Source organism: Streptomyces sp. BBFR25, assembly GCF_044590125.1.
GTDB lineage: Bacteria > Actinomycetota > Actinomycetes > Streptomycetales > Streptomycetaceae > Streptomyces > Streptomyces canus_D.
This window is the reverse complement of the sequence record NZ_CP172447.1, coordinates 4851987-4866151: the sequence shown is the minus strand read 5'-3', so window position 1 is coordinate 4866151 and position 14165 is coordinate 4851987. Positions and strand designations below refer to the sequence as shown.

The 14165-nt window shown below is 70.4% G+C and carries 16 protein-coding genes; 6 read left to right on the top strand and 10 right to left on the bottom strand.

The window, feature by feature from the left end; all coding sequences use genetic code 11:
- Positions 1-42: 42 nt before the first annotated feature.
- The 6 genes from ACGH52_RS22245 to ACGH52_RS22220 all read right to left on the bottom strand — a co-directional run bounded on the left by ACGH52_RS22245 (position 43) and on the right by ACGH52_RS22220 (position 5332).
- Positions 43-303, bottom strand: coding sequence for a hypothetical protein (locus tag ACGH52_RS22245; RefSeq protein ID WP_031035077.1), 261 nt, complete (start codon positions 301-303; stop codon positions 43-45).
- A gap of 115 nt (positions 304-418) precedes the next feature.
- The gene (locus tag ACGH52_RS22240) at positions 419-1339 is read right to left on the bottom strand and encodes a type II secretion system F family protein (RefSeq protein ID WP_059299914.1); all 921 of its coding nucleotides are present in this window, start codon (positions 1337-1339) and stop codon (positions 419-421) included.
- Entirely contained in the window at positions 1336-2337 is a 1002-nt protein-coding gene (locus ACGH52_RS22235; protein WP_059300073.1) for a type II secretion system F family protein, read from the bottom strand. The genes ACGH52_RS22240 and ACGH52_RS22235 overlap by 4 nt, the downstream gene beginning before the upstream one ends.
- Before the next feature lie 50 nt (positions 2338-2387).
- The gene (locus tag ACGH52_RS22230; protein WP_059299913.1) at positions 2388-3695 is read right to left on the bottom strand and encodes a CpaF family protein; all 1308 of its coding nucleotides are present in this window, start codon (positions 3693-3695) and stop codon (positions 2388-2390) included.
- On the bottom strand, positions 3692-4591 hold the full coding sequence (locus ACGH52_RS22225; RefSeq protein ID WP_399941769.1) for a hypothetical protein: 900 nt from the start codon (positions 4589-4591) through the stop codon (positions 3692-3694). Before ACGH52_RS22225 ends, ACGH52_RS22230 begins: the two co-directional genes overlap by 4 nt.
- An 18-nt stretch (positions 4592-4609) precedes the next feature.
- Entirely contained in the window at positions 4610-5332 is a 723-nt protein-coding gene (locus ACGH52_RS22220; RefSeq protein WP_210974195.1) for a hypothetical protein, read from the bottom strand.
- Between the two features lie 533 nt (positions 5333-5865).
- Between ACGH52_RS22220 and ACGH52_RS22215 the strand changes: the two genes are divergently transcribed.
- The 3 genes from ACGH52_RS22215 to ACGH52_RS22205 are packed head-to-tail and all read left to right on the top strand — an operon-like array spanning position 5866 to position 8415.
- On the top strand, positions 5866-6738 hold the full coding sequence (locus ACGH52_RS22215; protein ID WP_399941766.1) for a hypothetical protein: 873 nt from the start codon (positions 5866-5868) through the stop codon (positions 6736-6738).
- 34 nt (positions 6739-6772) lie between these two features.
- Entirely contained in the window at positions 6773-7534 is a 762-nt protein-coding gene (locus tag ACGH52_RS22210; RefSeq protein WP_399941763.1) for a hypothetical protein, read from the top strand.
- On the top strand, positions 7531-8415 hold the full coding sequence (locus ACGH52_RS22205; protein ID WP_399941760.1) for a hypothetical protein: 885 nt from the start codon (positions 7531-7533) through the stop codon (positions 8413-8415). The genes ACGH52_RS22210 and ACGH52_RS22205 overlap by 4 nt, the downstream gene beginning before the upstream one ends.
- A gap of 27 nt (positions 8416-8442) precedes the next feature.
- Here ACGH52_RS22205 and ACGH52_RS22200 read toward each other — a convergent pair whose 3' ends face one another.
- A complete protein-coding gene (locus ACGH52_RS22200) occupies positions 8443-9027 on the bottom strand; it encodes a hypothetical protein (protein ID WP_399941757.1) in 585 nt (194 codons plus the stop codon).
- Complete coding sequence (locus ACGH52_RS22195) at positions 9014-9655, bottom strand: hypothetical protein (protein ID WP_399941754.1); 642 nt, start codon at positions 9653-9655, stop codon at positions 9014-9016. The genes ACGH52_RS22200 and ACGH52_RS22195 overlap by 14 nt, the downstream gene beginning before the upstream one ends.
- 141 nt (positions 9656-9796) lie before the next feature.
- Between ACGH52_RS22195 and ACGH52_RS22190 the strand changes: the two genes are divergently transcribed.
- Genes ACGH52_RS22190 through ACGH52_RS22180 form a run of 3 tightly spaced genes read left to right on the top strand, consistent with a single transcriptional unit; the run spans position 9797 to position 11903 of the window.
- Complete coding sequence (locus ACGH52_RS22190; protein ID WP_399946846.1) at positions 9797-10468, top strand: hypothetical protein; 672 nt, start codon at positions 9797-9799, stop codon at positions 10466-10468.
- 59 nt (positions 10469-10527) lie between these two features.
- A complete protein-coding gene (locus tag ACGH52_RS22185) occupies positions 10528-11550 on the top strand; it encodes a hypothetical protein (RefSeq protein WP_399946843.1) in 1023 nt (340 codons plus the stop codon).
- A gap of 47 nt (positions 11551-11597) precedes the next feature.
- The gene (locus tag ACGH52_RS22180; RefSeq protein ID WP_121702223.1) at positions 11598-11903 is read left to right on the top strand and encodes a hypothetical protein; all 306 of its coding nucleotides are present in this window, start codon (positions 11598-11600) and stop codon (positions 11901-11903) included.
- A 40-nt stretch (positions 11904-11943) separates the two neighbouring features.
- On the opposite strand, the gene ACGH52_RS22175 is transcribed toward ACGH52_RS22180, so the two are convergent.
- Entirely contained in the window at positions 11944-12690 is a 747-nt protein-coding gene (locus tag ACGH52_RS22175) for a hypothetical protein (protein ID WP_121702224.1), read from the bottom strand.
- Positions 12687-14051, bottom strand: a complete 1365-nt coding sequence (locus ACGH52_RS22170) for a putative T7SS-secreted protein (protein WP_210974199.1) — start codon at positions 14049-14051, stop codon at positions 12687-12689. The genes ACGH52_RS22175 and ACGH52_RS22170 overlap by 4 nt, the downstream gene beginning before the upstream one ends.
- Positions 14052-14165 lie beyond the last annotated feature (114 nt).

Here is a 14165-nt window from a genome sequence, read left to right as displayed (position 1 = left end):
TGTCCCGTCACGTCGTCCCCGTCAGAACCTGGCGCCGGCCGGTCAGCAGGTCTTGCCCGCGTCCGCGCCCTTGATGCAGTCGCCGACCTTGTTGGCGCCGTCGCTGAGCGCGGCGTTGATGATGGCGGCCACGACGCCGACGATCGCGACGACGACCGCGGAGATGATGACCCACTCGACCGCGGAGGCGCCGCGGTCCAGTTCACCGGAGCGGGCGCGGTCCACGCGGGCCCGCAGGAAGGTGATCAGGAAGTCGACGGGCACGATGCCCGTGGTGCCGGTGCGGAAGTTCCGTCCGTTCATGGTGGGTTCTGTCCTCTCGTGTCAGTTCTGGGAGCGAAGCGGCTCGGAGCTGCTGGATCGGGGCTGGACCGGGGTCCGGGGCGGGTACGGGGAAAGCTGCGTCATGAAAGCTGCGTCACACCTGGAACACCCTCATCGCCGCCGGATAGATCAGGAACACCAGGAACCCGGCGCACAGCAGGAGCTGGGCCACGAGCATCGACTGGGACTTCTCGCCCGCGCTGCCCTCGATCTCGGAGAGTTCGCGGTGGCGCATGGTCTCGGCGCGGGAGGCGAGGGACTCGCGGACCTTGGCACCGTCGTCCGCCACCAGGGCGAGGGAGGCGGATAGGTCCTTGAGTTCCTCGACGCCCAGGTCCTCGCCGAGCTGGCCCAGCGCCTGCCACTGGCTGATGCCGGTGATACGCGCGTCGGCCAGCGCGTTGCGGATGCGGTGGGTGGCCCAGCCGTCCGACACCTCGGCCGCCGCCATCAGCGCCTCCGGCAGACCGCGGCCGCCGGCCAGGCTCATGGAGACCAGGTCCAGGTAGGCGCCGATCACGCGCCGCAGGTCACGGCGCTTCTCGGCGGCGTCCCTGCGGACCTCGAGGTCGGGGAGGAAGAAGAAGAGCGCGGCGCAGAGCAGGGCCAGCCAGACCGGGATGATCGGGCTGCTGCCGAAGCCCAGCTGCCAGACGATCGCGAACAGGAACGGACCGAAGAACAGCCCGCCCGCCGCCAGCAGCGCCTTCGTCGCCAGGAACTTCTCCCAGCTGCGGTCGAGCACCGCCAGGTCCGCACGGAGCGAGCGCTGCTCCCAGCCCTGCTGGAGGTACAGCTCGGCGACCCGGGCGCCGACCTGGGCCCGCAGCGAGCCGAGGCGGCTGGTGTCCTGCGCCGCGCGGGACGACTCGTACGCCGCTCCGCGCGCCCGCATGGCGTCGATGCGGGCGACCTGCTGGATCGGGCTGCGCCTGCTCGGCATCAGCGCGCGGACCAGGGCGTAGATGCCCAGGCCGATGACGGCGCCGACCAGGACCGGCATGGTCAGGTTCATCGTCGTACCCCCTCGTCCCCAGACGCCGGCGACGGCTGGGCCGGTTGCGGCAGGCGCTGCACGGGCTGGCCCGGCTGGCCGGAGTGGCCCGGCTGGCCCGGTGTGCGGGGGCGTACGAACTGGACGTCGGAGCCGTCGCGGACCAGGAAGCGTTCCGGCGTCTCGATGGTCGACAGCTTGCGCAGCCACCAGAAGCCCAGCGCGAACAGCCCGCACACGCAGGCCAGGACGAGCTGGCCGACGGGTGAGCCGTACGGCTCGACGAAGTCCCGGTTGAAGATGGACAGGCCGAGGACGAAGAGGACCGACACCGCCACCACGATCTGCACGGACCGGCGGGTCGAGGCGCGCTGCGCCATCACGCGCTGACGCATGTCGACCTCCTCGCGCGCCGACTTGGCGAGCGCGCCGAGGACCTGCCGCAGACCCGGGCCGCGCAGCCGCGCGTTGAGGATCAGCGCCGCGACGATGATGTCGGCGGACGCGTCGTCAATCTCGTCGGCGAGGTGCTGGAGCGCGTCGGGCAGCGGGGTGCGCGAGCGCAGCCGGTCGACCAGGGCGTCCAGGTGGGGGCGGAGTACGGGCGCGGCGGCCCGGGCGGAGGCCGGGATGGCCTGCTCCAGGCCGACCGCACCCGCGATCGTGTCGCGCAGCGACTCCGTCCAGGAGGCGAGGGCCTCGACGCGCTTCATGGCGGCGCGTTCCTCGGAGGCACCGCCGAAGAGGCGGTCCCAGAAGAAGACGAGGACACCGGCCGCGATGCCGAGCACCGCCCACCGGGTCAGGAGCAGGACGGCGAGGCCGACGAGGGCCGCGGCGGAGCCGCGCCGGCCCGCCCAGCGGATCAGCTCGTTGACCCGCTCGCTGGCCTGCCGCTTCTCGTGCTCGGGCTTGGCGGGCAGTCCGCGCACCGCGAGCAGGAAGAGGGCGAGGCCGCCGCCGACGGCGACGCCGCAGCCGAGCGCGTACAGGATCGTGGTCGAGAACAGACCGCCCATGGAGCCGAGCGAGTCCAGTGCCGCGAGTGTGGTCGGCCGCATCTTCCCCGTCACCCCCACGTTCCGTTGGGCCGGTAGCCGTAGGCGATGAGATCCTCCAGGCAGGCGATGGGGGCGTGCGGTACGACCTGGCCGTCGGGCGCCTCGGCGAACACCTCGCTGGACAGCACCCGGCCGTCGACGCCGTTGACCTCGCGGACCGAGGTGACCGTGCGCTGGAGGCGGCCGCCGCTCTGGAAGTCGTTGCGCCGCTGGACGAAGACGACGAAGTTGACGGCGCCCGCCACCAGCATCTGGCTGGCCTCGATCGGCAGCCGCTCGGTCGCCTGGAGGGCGTACGTGGAGATGCGGTTGAAGACCTCGTGCGAGCTGTTGGCGTGGATCGTGGAGAGCGAGCCGTCGTTGCCCTGCGACATCGCGTTCAGCATGGTGACGATCTCGTCGCCGAGCACCTCGCCGACGATGACGCGGGAGGGGTTCATACGCAGCGAACGGCGGACCAGTTCCGCCATGCTGATGGCCCCCTGGCCCTCGGAGTTGGGCAGCCGCTCCTCGAACGCCACGACGTTGGGGTGGAGTTCGGGGAAGGTGTCGAGGCCCAGCTCCAGCGCGCGTTCCACCGTGATCAGCCGCTCGTGCGGCGGGATCTCGTTGGCGAGGGCGCGCAGCAGCGTCGTCTTTCCGGCGTTGGTGGCGCCCGCGATCATGATGTTCTTGCGGGCCCGGACCGCGCAGGCCAGGAAGTGGCCCAGCTCGGGGGTGAGGGTGCCGTTGCCGACCAGGTCGGAGATGAAGACCTTGCCCAGGCGGGCGCGGCGGATGGAGAGCGCCGGGCGGCGGGCGACGTCCATGACCGCCGACAGTCGCGAACCGTCGGGCAGCCTGAGGTCCAGCTGCGGGTTGGCGGAGTCGAAGGGGCGGGAGGACAGGCCCGAGTAGGCACCGAGGATCTGGATCAGCTCGATGAGTTCCTCGTCGGTCTCGGCGACCGGCTCGCCGCGCTCCTCACGCCCGTCGGAGTAACCGACGAAGACGTGGTCGCAGCCGTTGATGTCGATGTTCTCGACCTCGGGGTCGTCGAGCAGTGGCTGCAGCCGCCCGACACCGAAGAGCGCGGCGTGCACGGCCGCCGCGTACGCCTCCTCCGTCTCCGCGTCCAGCGGCGTACGCCCGGCGTTGATCTCGGCGCGGGCGTACTCCTCGAGTATCTGCGCGATGACGGCGCGCGCGTAGTGCCGTTCGTCCTCGGTGGACATCGGCGTGACGCCCGCGACCTGGTCCTGGCGGCGCTGCTCGGAGATGCGGTCGCCGGCCTCCTGCCGGAACCGCTTGACCAGAGAGTGGTCGACAGCGGTCATCGGCCGGCCCCCGCGTGGCCGGACATGCCGGTCGGACCGGCATGGCCCGCGGCACCGGGACCGGGACCGACGTGACCGGTCGGACCGGTGGGCATCGACCAGGCGGCGCCGAACTGCTGGTACAGGTCCGAGGTGACCTTGCGGGCCGAGCGGATGAGCAGCGACTTCTCCAGCCGCCCGCGCCTGCGCCCGGCCAACTGCTCGGCCCCGGCGGGGTCGTCGGCGATCGTGCCGACCACGCGGGCGCCGGTCTGGGCGTGCACCAGCATGTCGTTGACCTGGCCGGAGAGCTTGGCGGCGCTGTTGGTGTCGGCGACGAGGACGACGCCGATCAGCGGCATGCCGAGGCTCGCGGTACCGCGCGCTCCGCCGTGCAGCTTGTTGGACAGGGCGGTGGCGCGGTCCCGTACCCGGGCGATGGCCTCCGGCTCGGTGCGGGAGATCAGCAGCACCAGGGCGGCGTGCGGGAAGAGTTCCGTGGCCGGGGAGTCCCCGCTGACGCGGCCGCAGTCGGCGATGACGTCGGCGGGCGCGTTCGGGGAGTCGGCGAGGGACGCGAAGGCCCGGCCGAGGGTGGGCCACAGCCCGGCGAGCCCGGCGGCCTGCTCGGAGATGCCGAGTCCCACGAGGACTTCGAGGCCGCCGCTGAGCGGCTGTACGTGGTCCCAGAGCTGGTCGGGCACGAGGCCGCGGCGCGCGGTGGCGGCGATCGACAGCATGCCGGTGTTCGGGTTCAGCGGACCGCCGTGCGCGGCGGCCGACCGGTACACCAGGTCGCCGCCCGCCGGGTCGGTCTCGGCGAGCAGGACACGGCGCGGCCAGACCGCCGCGAGGGCGACGGCCGCGGTGGTGACGCCGGGGGAACCCTTGTCGGCGGCGAGGGCGATGAGGGCCATGGCTTCTTCGGTCGCCTTCTAGTTGCCGGGGATCAGGACGACGGCGACCTCGCCGGCGGACGCGGCCTGTGTCAGCGCCGGGACGTCGTCGACGTCGACGGTCAGCGTGACGGGCAGGTTGGTGCTGGCGATGCTGTCGCTCGAACTCGTGCCGGCGGACTCCACCACCGCGCGCTCGACCAGCAGCGAGTTGTCGGCACCGGCCGAGCCGGAGGCGCCGTCCTGGTCGCCGCTGCCGCCGCCGGACTTGTTGCCGACGCGGTAGACGGCGACGTTGTCGCCCGAGTCCAGGCCCTTCGGGTACTGGCCCTCCTTGAGGGAGACGCCGACCGTGGCCTTGCCCTCCTCCATGCCGGACTTGTCGGCGAACATCTCGCCGACGACCACCGTGCCCTTGTAGAGGGTGGACTTGGCCTGGAGCTTCTTCAGGCCCTCGCGCTGTGACCAGGCCACGAAGTTGGCGCCGGAGTCGTCGTTCACCATGACGGACTTGATGTTGCCGTCGGTGATGGACTCACCGGCCTTGATGTCGGCCGTCAGCTGGATGGCCTCCACCCGGTCCCCGGCCCGCAGCACCAGCATCGTCGCGCCCAGCGCGCCCACCAGGATCAGCAGCACCGCCAGCGCGGCCAGCGCCGGTTTGCGCTCGCGAGGGGGGCTGGGAAGCCGGTCACCGACCGACGGCTGAGCCGGAGCCGCGGAACGTCCCGCGCCCGCCCCCGTACGCTCCTGGATCTTCACGCAACCGCTCCCCGTACAACCAAGAAATTGTCTGCCACGAACCCACTCGGACGCCGATCGTCCAAGTACGCAGAATCATCTGCAATTTCGGACACTTCGCCCGTGTCCGCCCGACCGTTGGCGTCCCGGGTCATCCCCTGACGCACCCACCCGACCTGGGCAAATAACCAGCAGTAAGGCGAGTGTCAAGCCATCGCACCGTATCAGCCGCACATAAGCCCCTCAAGGCATGCCCACCACCGGCCCACCCGCCCCGCCCACCGTTACTCATCTGCAACTTCGCGCCGATGCAACCCCGTTGAGCACGGCCCGCCAAGCGGCCCCTCCCACTGTGCTCGCGCGAATCCAGCACGACCAGTCCCGGACACCGTCCGCGTGCTGTTCGTCACGGAGCGCCCATGGGTCCTGCACCAATCACTCACGAGGTGCCCGGCGGCCCGTGCCATGATCTTCGCTCGGATCAGTGACGGGGCGGCCACGGAGCGCTTGGGGGCAACGGGATGGACCTACTTCTACTTCCGGTGAGCGGGACCGTGTTGCGGTCCGACGCCCGGGTACGGGAGGCCGCGGGGGCCATCGGCCTCCGGTACGGCATCGACTACACCGACGACGACGCCGTGACCGCGCTGCTGGCGGAGCGCCGCAAGGCCCTGGCGGCGGAGCAACGCCGACCGGCGGCCTGGCTGGGGCTGCTGACGCTGATGGCGGGCATGTTCCTGCCGTTCGGAATCCCGCTGGCCCCGGCGCTCGACGCCCACCTGTTCGCCGTACTGGGTGCCGCGGCCTCCCTGACCGTCATCGGCGTGGCCCTGCTCGTGCACGCGCGAACCCAATGGAAGCGCACCCTGCGCCACGGCCCCGTCGCCGGCTACCGCGAGGTCCTCGGCATCGCCCGCGCCCACGGCATCCCGCTGGCACACATACCCCCGTGGCTGGAGGGCCGGACGACGAGCGGGGGCGGGAAGGGCGCGGCACCGATCCCGACGTACCCGCCGGTGGCACCGGCGCCGGAAGCCCCCGCGGAGACGGCGACGGCACCCACGGCCACGGCTTCGGCCTCCGTACCGGTACCTGTGCCGCCGAAGCCCTGGGCCGTCTCGTACTACGAGCAGACGGCGGACGCGGGCGGATGGCACGACGAGATGGGCTGCCTCCTGATCCTCGTCGGCGCGGGTGGCGCGACCTGGGCCGCCACCGTGGGCACCGCGGCCGGATACGCGGCCCTCCTCCTCGTCCCCCTGGCCATCTGGGTCTGGCTGGCGGGCCGTCGCCAGGGCCGGGAGAAGGAGGAGTTGCGCGAGGAGGGCCTGAAGTACGTCAAGGAACTGGAGGCCGCGCAGGCAGCGGGCGCACGCGTACCGGAGCTCTCCCCGCAGCTGCGCGCACTGCTCGACGACCACCACTGACCGGCCCCCCCACCTACGGAGCAACGGAGTTCCCGTGAACCGCCCCACATCGGCAGCCCTCGCCGCCCTGTCCCTGCTGTCCGTCACCACGCTCACCGCGTGCGGCGGCTCGGACTCGGACCCGGCGGCCGACAAACCGAAGGCAAGCACGTCGTCGCCCTCGCCGAAGGCCCCCTCCCCTGCGGAGCACCTTGCCGCGACGATCGTCACGAAGGCCGACACCGACGGCTTCAACGTGGAGGAACCGGACGACGAGTACGCCTTCGCCAAGTCGACGGACGAGGTGACGGTCGACAAGCCCGTCTGCGCACCCCTCGCGTACGCCATGAACCAACTGCCCCTCGGCGCCCCCGAAGCCGACCTGACCCGGCTGGCCTCGGGACCGACGGACGCGCCGACGAAGCTGACGAAGGGCGTCACCTTCACCTATGTCACCCTGGCGTCCTACGCCCCGGGCAAGGCGCGGTCTTCCTTGGCCGACGCGCGCAAGGCCGTGGACGCGTGCGGCGACGGCTTCACCGCGAAGGCGAACGGCAACGAGAGCCCGTACGACTCCGTCACGGCGGAGAAGGTCACCCCGGCCGGTGACGAGTCGCTCGGCTTCATGTCCACGATGACCGTCCGCGGTGTCCAGCACGTCCTGCACGGCGAGGTCGTCCGCAGCGGCGACGTCCTCGCCGTCTACTTCTCGGTCGACGGCATGGCCATCGCCAACGGCAGGCCCAGCGACGTGAGGCTTTCACCGACGGTGGTGAAGGCGCAGAACGGGAAGCTGGCGGCCGGGTCGAGTTCGTGAGCGACATCCGGTTGCGGGTGACGGCGGGCGTCACCGCGGGCGTGCTCGCCCTCGCCCTGGCGGTGCTGGTGGCGGTGTCCCGGCCGGAGCTGATCGAGTGGGCCAGGGCGAAGGCCGAGGAGCGGGACCGGACCAGCGAGGCTTTCCTCTTCGCCTGGGCCCTGATCGTGCTGCCCGTGGCCGGACTGCTGCAGACACCGGTGGCGCGCGGGCGCGGGGCGCGGATCGGCGCGGGCTGGGCCCTGCTGGCCGGCTATTGGCTCCTCGTCCTGCTCCTGGTCCCGGTGGCCTGGCAGACGGAGGGGCTGTTCCCCGCGACCGACGGTCCCGGCAAGAGCGGTGGCGCCTTCGGAGCGGCCATCGGGCTGGTGATCGGCACGCCGGTGTACGCGGTGGTCTCGGGGGCGGTCTTCCGTACGGTGCGGCCCGAGGAGACCCTGTGCGAGCAGATACGGGGTCATGTGACGGGCGTCGTCGTCCTCACGAGCGTGCTGGCCGGTGCCGTCGTGGGCCTGGCCTGCGGACTCGGCTTCCGCTTCCCGGCCGCGGGCGCTCCCGCCCTCGCCCTGCCGGGCGGCATCCTGTGGGGACTTCACGCGGGTGCGGCCCTGGGCTACTCCGCCGCGGCGCGATTGCAGCCGTCGCGAGCCGCACGCCGTGCGGCGACCGCCACGGCCCTCGCCTTCGCCCGCACGGGCGCCGCCCTCCTCGTCTGCTGCCTGTGCGTGTCCCAGCTGGGCTGGGTGCTGCCGGGGTGGGCGGTCGCGGTGGTGGGGATACCGGCGCCGTTCCTGCTGTTCGTGTGCGCGGCGCGGTGGGAGTGGCTGGGACGGTGGGTGAGTCTCCGGACGGTGGAGGTGCCGAAGGGCGCCTTCGCGTGAGGGTGGGCCAGCAGGGCGTGCCCACCGCTAGCGGCGGGCGGTGCGGCTCTTCCCCTTGCCCTTCTTTCGCAGCTTCCGCAGGCGTTCACGCTCGCGCGCACTGCGCTCTTCGAGCACGGCGCGGCGCCGGTGGTGGGCGAGCCATCCCACGACGGCCACGCAACCGACGTACACGAGAAGCGCGGGGCCGGTGCCGGGGACGTACGCACACCCCGTCTCGTACGACCGGCAGTTCTTGCCCCGCAGCCCGCTGACGAGGAAGAAGACCGGCGCGACGGCAGCCGCGTAGCACGCGCCGCAGGCAACTCCGCGCAGCACCCGGGACGCCTGCCCCGAGTCGTTCGCGGCAGGCCTCTCCAACCACCCCGAGACGGCACCGCCCCACCCGAGCAGCGTGACCAGCCCGAGGATGCCCCCGACAGCCCAGGATCCTCCGGGCAGGTCGTACAGCACGGGCGCGCTCTCGCGTGCGGCCCACCGCGAGCCTCCGAATACGCCGACGAGCACCGCCGCTCCGACCACGACGAACAGCACGAGTCCCACGCCGTCCCGCCCCCGGAACCGCCGGTCGCGATCCGCCGCTTCGTCCACGGGCCGCTCAGGCATCGCCATACGCCCGATCCCACCTGCTCTGGCGCACGCCACCCCACGTGCCCATCACGACGGCCGCGCCGAAGAGCGCCGCCAGGAGCCCTCCGTTGGAGCCGGTGCGCCCGTCGTCGGGACTCGCGACGCCTTCGGGGTCGTACCGCACACGCAGCTCGTCACCCCTCGACGTCGAGTCGCGGCAGCCGTCGCTCTCCGGAAGCGAGGGCGAGATGTCCCGTCCGTCGACGGTGCGCAGTTCGCAGTGATTGGTACTGCTGTAGTCAGCACTGACGACCACCGCGTCCACCGCCACACCCCGGTCCTCCAGTGCGGTCGCGCCCCCGGCCTCCGCGCCGAAGATCCCCAGGGCCACTCCGGCGATCACCGGCACGATCAACTGCCACGCCACCTTCCGCTTCTTGCGCGGCACGCGGCGCAGCAGGAGCACCGGGACCAGGAGCGAGGCCAGGGGAAGGATCAAAATGGCGAACAGGCCGCCCACTCCACGCACCAAGGACGGCAGCGGCACCACGGGAGCCAGCCAGGACAGTCCCAGCGAGCCCCCGGCGCAGAGCAGGCTGAACGCCAGCCACCGCACCACGTCGGATCTGGTGCTGGTCCTGGCCCCGGTCCCGGTTATGACGTCAACCACGTGCCTCTTCGCCCCTCCCCAGCCCTTCGTGTGTCCAGGGCACCGTAGCGGTTCCTGACGCAGTTCACTCTGGCGAAACCGGGAAGCACGCGGATACCGTCAGTAGCCTTGACCGCACTTCTGTCTCACGGGGAGTCCACTGTGAAGCGCCGCTCTTTGCCCGTTGCTGCCGCGCTCGCCGCCTCAGCCGCTCTGCTGCTGACGGCCTGCGGGGGCGGGGACGACAAGTCCAGCGACAACGACAAGATCGCGGGGGCCGACCAGGGGTCGGAGACACCGGAACACTCTTCGGAACCCTCGGCTGCACCGGCACAGGACAAGCCGGACGGCGTGGACCTGTCCCTCCCGAAGGACATGAACCTCGTCTTCGACTGGGACAAGCCGAAGGACAAGAACGAAGCGGCCGCGATGGTCGACGCCGCGAACTACCTGCGCGCCATCTACAGGGGCGTCGACAAGCGCACGACCGAGGATGCCTCGTTGGCCGCCTACGCCACCGGCGACGGAGTCCACTACGCCGAGACGCAGATCAACGAGTGGATCAAGGGTGGCTGGACCGGCACCGGAACTCGCCGTCACTACGACGCCACCACACGGTCCGCCCCGAACGGCAAATCCGTTGAGGTCGCATTCTGCGCGGACACCGGGAAGTTCTACGGAAAGGAGGTCAAAACAGGAAAGGTACTGAAGTCCGAGCCCAGCCTCAAGGACTTCAACTACTACAAGATCATCATGACCAAGTACCCCACCAGTGAGGGCCTGTGGCAGGCGTCCAAGGTATTCGTGGAAACGGAGGCCAAGAAGTGCCAGTGAGCAGGCCACGGTGGAGCTTCTTCGGCAGCAGCGCCGCTGCCCTGGCCGCCACGACCGGCATGATCTTCCTCGCTGCCCCGAACGCCGCCGCGGAACCAGTGGACACCGGCAAGGGCGGCAGCGCCGAGCAGGAAGGGGGCGGCGACAATACCGGCATCCACGCAGCCGTGCGCATCGAGTACTCCGGATCCGTCGCCCCGAACGGCGCCACCGGAAACGTGACGTCCTCCGACGTCAACTGGACTCCCCCACCCTGCTGGTACGCCCCCTACCTCGGTGCCAAGGACTTCAAGAAGAAGATGTCCGCCGACATCGAGGAGGCCGCGAGCGCGCCCGGCATGACGGGGACTCCGGCTGCGGCGATCGGCCAGACGAAGGCGCACTACGAGGACGAGTACGGCTGGACGGACACCCCCGGTTACAAGGACTACAACGTCGCCAAGGACGGCGAGGGAATGTTCTGGGCCGGCGTCGAGAATCCCAACGAGCCGGACTACCTGAAGCGCAACTCCTGCACCGACCTCCCCTTCTGGGTCGACAACGGCGAGGCCCCGCCGCCCCAGTACGAGGAGGCCATCACCCCGGAGATACTCGCCGCCCTCGCGTACCAGCACATGGAGCTGCCCGGCACCGAGGTCACCCTCGCCCCCGCCGGGACCACGAAGGTGAACCTGCCGACCTGGGCGTGGCTCGACAAGGCCGACTTCCACGAGGTCCAGGCCACGGCGGCTATCGACGCCCCCGGCTTCGCCCTCACGGCCACGACCACCGCCAAGCCGGTGTCGCTCAAGCTGGAGCCGGGCACCCCGGACGCCGAGACGTACCCGGCGTCCGGCGAGTGCACGATCAACGACGACGGTTCCATCGGCGAGCCCTACGCCAAGGGCAAGGCCGACCGGACGCCGCCCTGCGGCATCAAGTACCTCCGCTCGTCGGGAGACGGCACCTTCGACCTCCAGGCCACCATCACCTGGGAGATCGCCTGGACCGGCTCCGGCGGCGCGGGCGGCGACCTGCCCGACGGCACCTTCGAGAACGCCCAGGCGGTCACGGTCCAGGAGATCCAAGCGGTCAATCGATGAGCCGGTACGCTCGGGCCCGAGCCGTCGGGAGGGAAGGGGAGAGGCAGTTGTCCTTTCTGCGATTCGCGAGTGATGAGGTCCTCGAAATGGCCGGCACGCTGGAGGCCAGCGGCGGCCAGATGAAGTCCGCGTCCAAGGAGATGAAGCACGCCGATTCCAAGCAGATCGGACACGGCAGCCTCGAGTCCGCGTGCGACGACTTCGCGGACTCCTGGGACTACGGCTTCGGCCAGCTGTCCAAGCTGACCAAGGGCGTCTCCAAGTTCGCCAAGAAGTCCTCGGAAGAGTTCACCAAGCTCGACCAGAAGCTCTACGACGAGCTGAAGAAGAAGGAAAACGAGGGCAATAAGTAGCAAGAAACCGTTAGCTTGTTACACCTTGGGGCAACCGGCGTCATCGGTTGCCTGCCTCCACGTCGAAGGTGAACGTCCGGCCGATCTGGGCGAGCCGCCCGCAGTACGAATCGAGCAGGAACACCGACGGCGTGGAGATCGTCACGTAGACACAGTAGTCACGTGGCGCGGGGACGATCAGCTGCAGTGAAGCCACCGGCAGGGTTGGGCGTACGGCCTCGTCGACACCGACGGCTTCCGCGGCCCCGCTCGCGGCGACTAAGCTCGCGGGTAGGGTGAGCAGGCGCAGGGACGCAGACATCACGCCCGGTCCGGAGGGCAGTTTGACCGCCAGGAGCATGTCCTGTCGCCCCTGTGCTCCCTTGCCGAGGTCGAAGTCCAGCTCCTGCAACTGGCTCTCGTCGGCGAAGAACCTGTGGTGCTTCGCGCGGTAGACGCCCTCGGCCGTCAGCAGGCGGTCATAGTGCCCGCTCGGCTTCACGGTGACGGCGAGCAACCCCATCGAGAGTCGCTCCTCGCCCGCGACATCCTCGGTGCCGAGACACATCGCTGTCAGGTCGACCGTTTCTTCCCCGCCCGCGGCGAGTCCGGGGAGCGCGGCCCTCATCTGTTGCGTGGCCGAGGCCAGCTGCTCCTCGTCGGCGTCCGGGACGAGTCGCTTCAGCGCTGCATCCCAGCCCTCGACGGCCGCGGGATCGGGCAACCGCACGAATTCGTCGGGCACCGTGTACTGAAATGCGTATGGGACCTGACGGGCAGCGGCGGATTCGATCGGCGTGCGGGTCATGCAGCGGTCCCGAAGTTGCCTGGTTGCAGGCCCTTCGTGAAGCTTTCGCCGGCCGAAGTGAGTGTGGTGGTGCTGTCGAACCGGGGGCCCAGGGGACCGGGCGCCATTGTCTTCGGCTCGTTGTCCGGCGCCTCGTAGTCGCCGAAGCCAGCGCCGGGGCCCACGACGGGTATGTCGGAGATGTTCCAGTCGCCGTCCAGCCACCGGCCTTCGTTGGTGTTGGAGCCGAACGCGAAGCCCGCACCGGTCACCGTACCGACGACGTCGAGAGTCTTGCCCGTGGCGACGTGCACCCAGCCCTTGCCCGCAGTGGCGAACCCACGCATCGAGTTCGCCATACCACTGGGTATTTTCGCGATGTTGCCCCAGCCGCCGGAGCCGACCCTGCCGAGCGTCGCCATGAGCCCCTGCGAGGCGCGCAGGGAGCGTCCGGACTGCACCAGCGCCCGTCCAGCCTGGGCCAGCTTCGCACCGCCGAGGGAGGCACCGCCCGCGACCACGCCGAGCGCGTCCCAGGCCAGGGTCTGCCACGTGACGCCCTCCGCACCACCGGCCATCGCGGCGCCGTGAGCAGCCAGCGCGCCGACTCCGACGATGAACCCGATCAGCCCGAGCGCCCCCACGCCTGTACCCAGCATCAGGGCGACGAGACACACCACGCCGATGACCATGGCGATGTCGGCGAGGATGTCGCCGACGAGCTTCCAAAAGTTGGGGTCGCTGAGGACGTTCCAGGCGTCGGACAGGAATTCGGTGAAGCCGTCCACTAGGTCGTCGAACCAGCCGGGCTCGGGCGGGGCGTCGTCCGCGGCCTGATTGACCGCACGGGCCGTCGTGTCCGCCTCGGTGACGTACTCCGCGTGCAGGGCGTGCGCCCGCCCTCGCACGGCCTCCAACTCGCTGTTCGCCGAGTCGTAGGCCGTCTGCTTGCCCTTCTTGTCCTTCTCGTACTCTTCTTTCTCTTTACCTGTCATCCGGGACGTGTCGTCGAGCAGGCCGTCCAGGCTGCTTTTGGCCGTGCTCACCTTCCGAGCCGCGGCTGCCGCCTCCTCCTCCAAAGCGCGGGCCCGCGTCTGGAATCCGTCCAGGCTGGTCTCCCAGTCGGACAGCGCCCGATGGGCGGAACCGACCGAGTCGAGGGCCTTCTCAAGGTAGGGCGGGATCTTGTCGACGGACTTCGCGAACGCGTCGGCCGCCTTGCCCGCCCAGATGCCGTCGGAGGTGCCGATCTTGCTGAGCTGCGTGTGCGCCGTGCCGCTCTCGCGGCTGACCCGGCCGATCGCGCCCACCATCAACCGCACCGTCTCCAGATCTCCCGGAGCCGGGTCGAATCCCAGATTGGGGTACTTGGACGAACCCACTTCGGTCCCCCTGTGTGTCGAACGCCTCCCGCCTCGGGGAGCTTGCCTGGACCAGTGATAGGAAGCTATCCGTGGGGCGAGTGGTTGCGCCATCTCGCCGATCACACGCTAACG

Coding starts and splice junctions, on each gene's coding strand:
- ACGH52_RS22245 (WP_031035077.1), bottom strand. CDS start 303: ATGAACGGACGGAACTTCCGCACCGGCACCACGGGCATCGTGCCCGTC.
- ACGH52_RS22240 (WP_059299914.1), bottom strand. CDS start 1,339: ATGAACCTGACCATGCCGGTCCTGGTCGGCGCCGTCATCGGCCTGGGC.
- ACGH52_RS22235 (WP_059300073.1), bottom strand. CDS start 2,337: ATGGGCGGTCTGTTCTCGACCACGATCCTGTACGCGCTCGGCTGCGGC.
- ACGH52_RS22230 (WP_059299913.1), bottom strand. CDS start 3,695: ATGACCGCTGTCGACCACTCTCTGGTCAAGCGGTTCCGGCAGGAGGCC.
- ACGH52_RS22225 (WP_399941769.1), bottom strand. CDS start 4,591: ATGGCCCTCATCGCCCTCGCCGCCGACAAGGGTTCCCCCGGCGTCACC.
- ACGH52_RS22200 (WP_399941757.1), bottom strand. CDS start 9,027: ATGGCGATGCCTGAGCGGCCCGTGGACGAAGCGGCGGATCGCGACCGG.
- ACGH52_RS22185 (WP_399946843.1), top strand. CDS start 10,528: ATGATCTTCCTCGCTGCCCCGAACGCCGCCGCGGAACCAGTGGACACC.
- ACGH52_RS22175 (WP_121702224.1), bottom strand. CDS start 12,690: ATGACCCGCACGCCGATCGAATCCGCCGCTGCCCGTCAGGTCCCATAC.